Origin of the sequence: Aquabacterium sp. UBA2148, from assembly GCF_002328915.1 — a bacterium.
Classification (GTDB): Bacteria; Pseudomonadota; Gammaproteobacteria; order Burkholderiales; family Burkholderiaceae_C; genus Aquabacterium; species Aquabacterium parvum.
In genome coordinates this window covers 1640-5115 of the sequence record NZ_DCXA01000078.1, presented here as the reverse complement: position 1 = coordinate 5115, position 3476 = coordinate 1640, and the positions used below count along the sequence as shown (strand labels likewise).

The window sequence follows — 3476 nt, the reverse complement described above, 5'->3', positions numbered from 1 at the left end:
GACCTGAACATGGGTTTGATCGTAGGCGCGCCGGGTTTGGTGCTGGTGTTCTTGGTTTTGTTTTCGGTGGTCGCTCTGCGGACTGCCAACTGGCGCTGGCAGGGTCAGGCATGGGTGTTGTCGTTGGCCGCCTTTTCAGCCGTGCTGATGGCGTTGCCAGCGCTCGCTACCACCAACTGGAATCACGGGCAGACGGTTTACAGCCGCTATGCTTATTGGATTGGGGTTCCGCTGGCAGCAGGGCTCATTCATGTCCTGGGCTACCTTTCTGCGCGAACTCGCCGAGGGGTGATCGGTTTCGTGTTGCTGCTGCAGTGCATGACCATGCTCATCTATGGCTTTTGGGGCAAGAGCTGGCGTGGCGACTACACGACCCACAAACCTCATGCGGCTTTTGCCATGCGGGTTGCGCCCGGTTTGTACAACCCTGTCCCGGAGATTTTTTTCGAGCGCGTATTGGGCCATGAGGTGGCTCCGAATCGGGCCGTGGCCTTCCCGCAAGAAGGCGCCGCAATGAAACTCTTGGTCCCAGCCGACCAGGCGCTCGACTGGCAAGCCCGGTGCGCTGGGTCCGCCATCGTGGGTTCGGAGGGTGGGTGGGCCTACGTCAACATGAATCGGTCGGCGCCATGTGATGCGGCGTCAGCGACGCAATCGAGGTGAGCTGGCTTCTCGCGTGTGCTGCGTCAAGGGGCCTTGCACCGGCTCAACGAGGAGGGGCGACCAGTGCAGCGGCGCTGTGGTGCGGCGCTTGGCCTCGATGTCCCGGTAGATGAAGCCGGCTTGTTCTTCGCTCACGCCCAGGCACTCGGCCAGCTTCGCGGCAGGCAGGCCCTGGTTGAGGTGCCACAGCGCCACGTCCATTTCCTTGTAGGGCAGGGCGTAATAGAACTCGTCCTGGCCCTGGCTGAGGCTGTAGGTGTCGGTGGTCGGGGTGGCGCTGCAGATGACCTCGGGCAGCCCCATGTGACGGGCCAGCGCGTACACCTGGGTCTTGTAGAGGTGGGCGATGGGCTTGATATCGGCCGAGCCGTCGCCGTTCTTGACGAAGAAGCCCTGGTCGTACTCGACCCGGTTGGGCGTGCCCACCACAGCGTAGTTCAGGCGGTCGGCGTGGAAGAACTCCAGCGTCTTGCGGATGCGCTGCTTGAAGTTGGTGGCGGCCACGATCTGCAGGTATTCGCGCAGGCCCAGGCGCTGCTCGTGCAGCGGGCCGTTGCCCGGCTCTTGAACCACCAGCTTGAAGTGGTTGATCTGACCCTGTGTGCCGCCCGCGATCACGATCTTGTTTTTCCAGCCCTCGCCATAAGCCGGGAAGACGGTGCGGATGGCTTCGTCGCGCCAGCGGTAGCAGCCGATGGCCTCCAGCGCAGGGGCGATGTCTTCGACCGTGTGGCGGATGCCCAGGTGCTCGGCCAGCAGGCGGCCTTTGATCGAGCTGTCGGATGACGAGTCTCGCTCAGGCATCAGCAGGCCAAACACCTTGTCGGGGCCCAGGGCACGCACGGCCAGTGCTGCACAGACCGAGCTGTCGATGCCGCCTGACATGGCCACGACCAGCCCGCGGCGTTTGAGGTGCAGGCGCATCAGCTCGCGGATCTTGCTGGTGATGCGGTTGATTTCGGCGTCGCGATCGAAGTCCAGCAGGGTGTCGATCAGGGTGTCGATGGGTGGGGGCATGGTGATGGCTTTCCCTGGATTTGAATGGCTGGCTGAAGTGGATGGGGTGTTGGGCGGCAGCTCAGGTGCCTCAGGTGCCGATCAGGTGTTTTTGCACCTTGCCCGAGGCGGTTCGGGGCAGGGTGTCGAAAAAGTCGATCTGCTTGGGCACTTTGTACAGGGCCAGGTGTTCGCGGCAATGGCGCTGGATGTCGCGCGTGAGCTGTGGCAAAGGCGGATGACCTGGGGCCGGGATCACGCAGGCTCGAGGCACCTCGCCCAGCAGCTCGTCGGGCAGCGGCACGACGGCACACTCGCTGACGCCGGGCACCGCTTGGATGCAGTCCTCGATTTCATGTGGCGACACGCGGTGCGCGCCCACCTTCAGGATCTCGCGGCTGCGACCGTGGAGGAACAGGAAGCCCTCGGCATCGAGGTGACCGATGTCACCGGTGTGCAGCCAGCCGTCCACCAGGGCGCTGGCGGTGTCGTCGGGCGAGTTCCAGTAACCGAGCATGAGGTTGGGGCCACGAGCCCAGATGTCGCCGACTTCGCCCGCAGGCTTGGCCCGACCGTGGCCATCGCGCACCTGCAGCTCGACCCCGGGCAGCGCCATGCCCACCGAGCCCGGCTTGCGCCGTCGCTGCGCCGGGCTCAGCGTGGTCAGGCGTGAGCAGGCTTCGGTTTGCCCATACATCACCCAGAAACCGACCTCGGGCAAAACCTGTTGCAGGCGCTCGATGCGCGCCGGGTCCATGGGGCCCCCAGCCTGGGCCATGTGGCGCAAGGCGGGCAGGGGGTGAGCGCTCAGCTGACCTCGCTCGAGCAGCAGGTAAAACGACGAAGGCACACCGTAGAAGTGTGTGGCCTCGACCTGGGCCATGCGCTGCACGATGCGCTGCGGGTACATGAAGCTGTTCTCCAGCACCAGCGTGGCGCCCAGGCTCAGGTGGGTGTGCAGCACCGAGCTGCCAAAAGCGTAGTGAAAGGGCAGCACGCACAGGGTCACGTCGTCGGGTGACATCGGCAGGGTTTGCTGCACGGCGAGGACGTTGGCAGCCAAAGCGCCGTGGCTGAGCATCACGCCCTTGGGCTGTCCGGTCGTGCCCGAGGTGAAGACCAGGCTGGCCAGGGCCTGAGGCTCCAGCGCGCAAGGGGCCGCATTGGGCGGTGGCGGCTGAGGCGTATCGGGCAGAGCCCGCCAGCACAGGCGGGCCTGGCAGACCTCGGTCAGTTGCGCGATGTCAGCGGGCTTGAGCGCCGGGTTCAGTGCAACGACCACGCCGCCAGCCCACCAGGTGGCATACAGGGCCACGGCCAGATCGGCGCTGTTGTCCATCACCAGGGCCACGCGATCGCCGGGTTGAATCAGCGACTTCAGCCGCTCGCCCTGGGCTGCAATCTGACTGGCGAGCGCGTCAAAAGAGGTGCAGCGCTCTGCCTCGACGAACGCAGGGTGCGCGGGGCGCGTGGCTGCCTGGTGCAGCAGGCGCGTCAACAGCAGCGGGGCGGAGGTGGGGTTCTGAGCGCCGGACATGACCGGTTGCGATAGAGCGATGCAATTCCACACAGTCTAGGGGGACTCCGCGCCCTTGGGCACCTTATCATCGTCCGGAAGGACTTGATTCAAGGGGGTGTGCATGTGCGGTGTCGCGGGGGTGCTGGATTGGCGGGCTCAGGCCAATCCAGTGTGGTCTCCTGACGACGGGCTGCTCAGGCGCATGGCCGACACCCTCCACCACCGAGGGCCGGACGGTCGCGGCTTCCTGAAGCGCCCTGAGCTGGGGCTGGCGCACCCCCGCCTGGCCATCGTCGAC

3 protein-coding genes are annotated in these 3476 nt (G+C 65.4%); 1 reads left to right on the top strand and 2 read right to left on the bottom strand.

Features of this window, described 5'->3' with window-relative positions:
* Positions 1-663, top strand: a 663-nt coding sequence (locus tag B2W70_RS04180; protein WP_286743167.1) for a hypothetical protein, incomplete at its 5' end; no start/stop codon positions are given.
* Here B2W70_RS04180 and nadE read toward each other — a convergent pair.
* Entirely contained in the window at positions 643-1680 is a 1038-nt protein-coding gene (nadE, locus tag B2W70_RS04175; RefSeq protein ID WP_286743164.1) for an NAD(+) synthase, read from the bottom strand. The genes B2W70_RS04180 and nadE overlap by 21 nt on opposite strands.
* A gap of 70 nt (positions 1681-1750) precedes the next feature.
* Complete coding sequence (locus B2W70_RS04170) at positions 1751-3196, bottom strand: class I adenylate-forming enzyme family protein (protein WP_286743160.1); 1446 nt, start codon at positions 3194-3196, stop codon at positions 1751-1753.
* Between the last annotated feature and the right edge of the window lie 280 nt (positions 3197-3476).

What these genes read in the sequence shown, in the direction of transcription:
- nadE (WP_286743164.1), bottom strand. Translation starts at nt 1,680, where the DNA reads ATGCCCCCACCCATCGACACCCTGATCGACACCCTGCTGGACTTCGAT.
- B2W70_RS04170 (WP_286743160.1), bottom strand. Translation starts at nt 3,196, where the DNA reads ATGTCCGGCGCTCAGAACCCCACCTCCGCCCCGCTGCTGTTGACGCGC.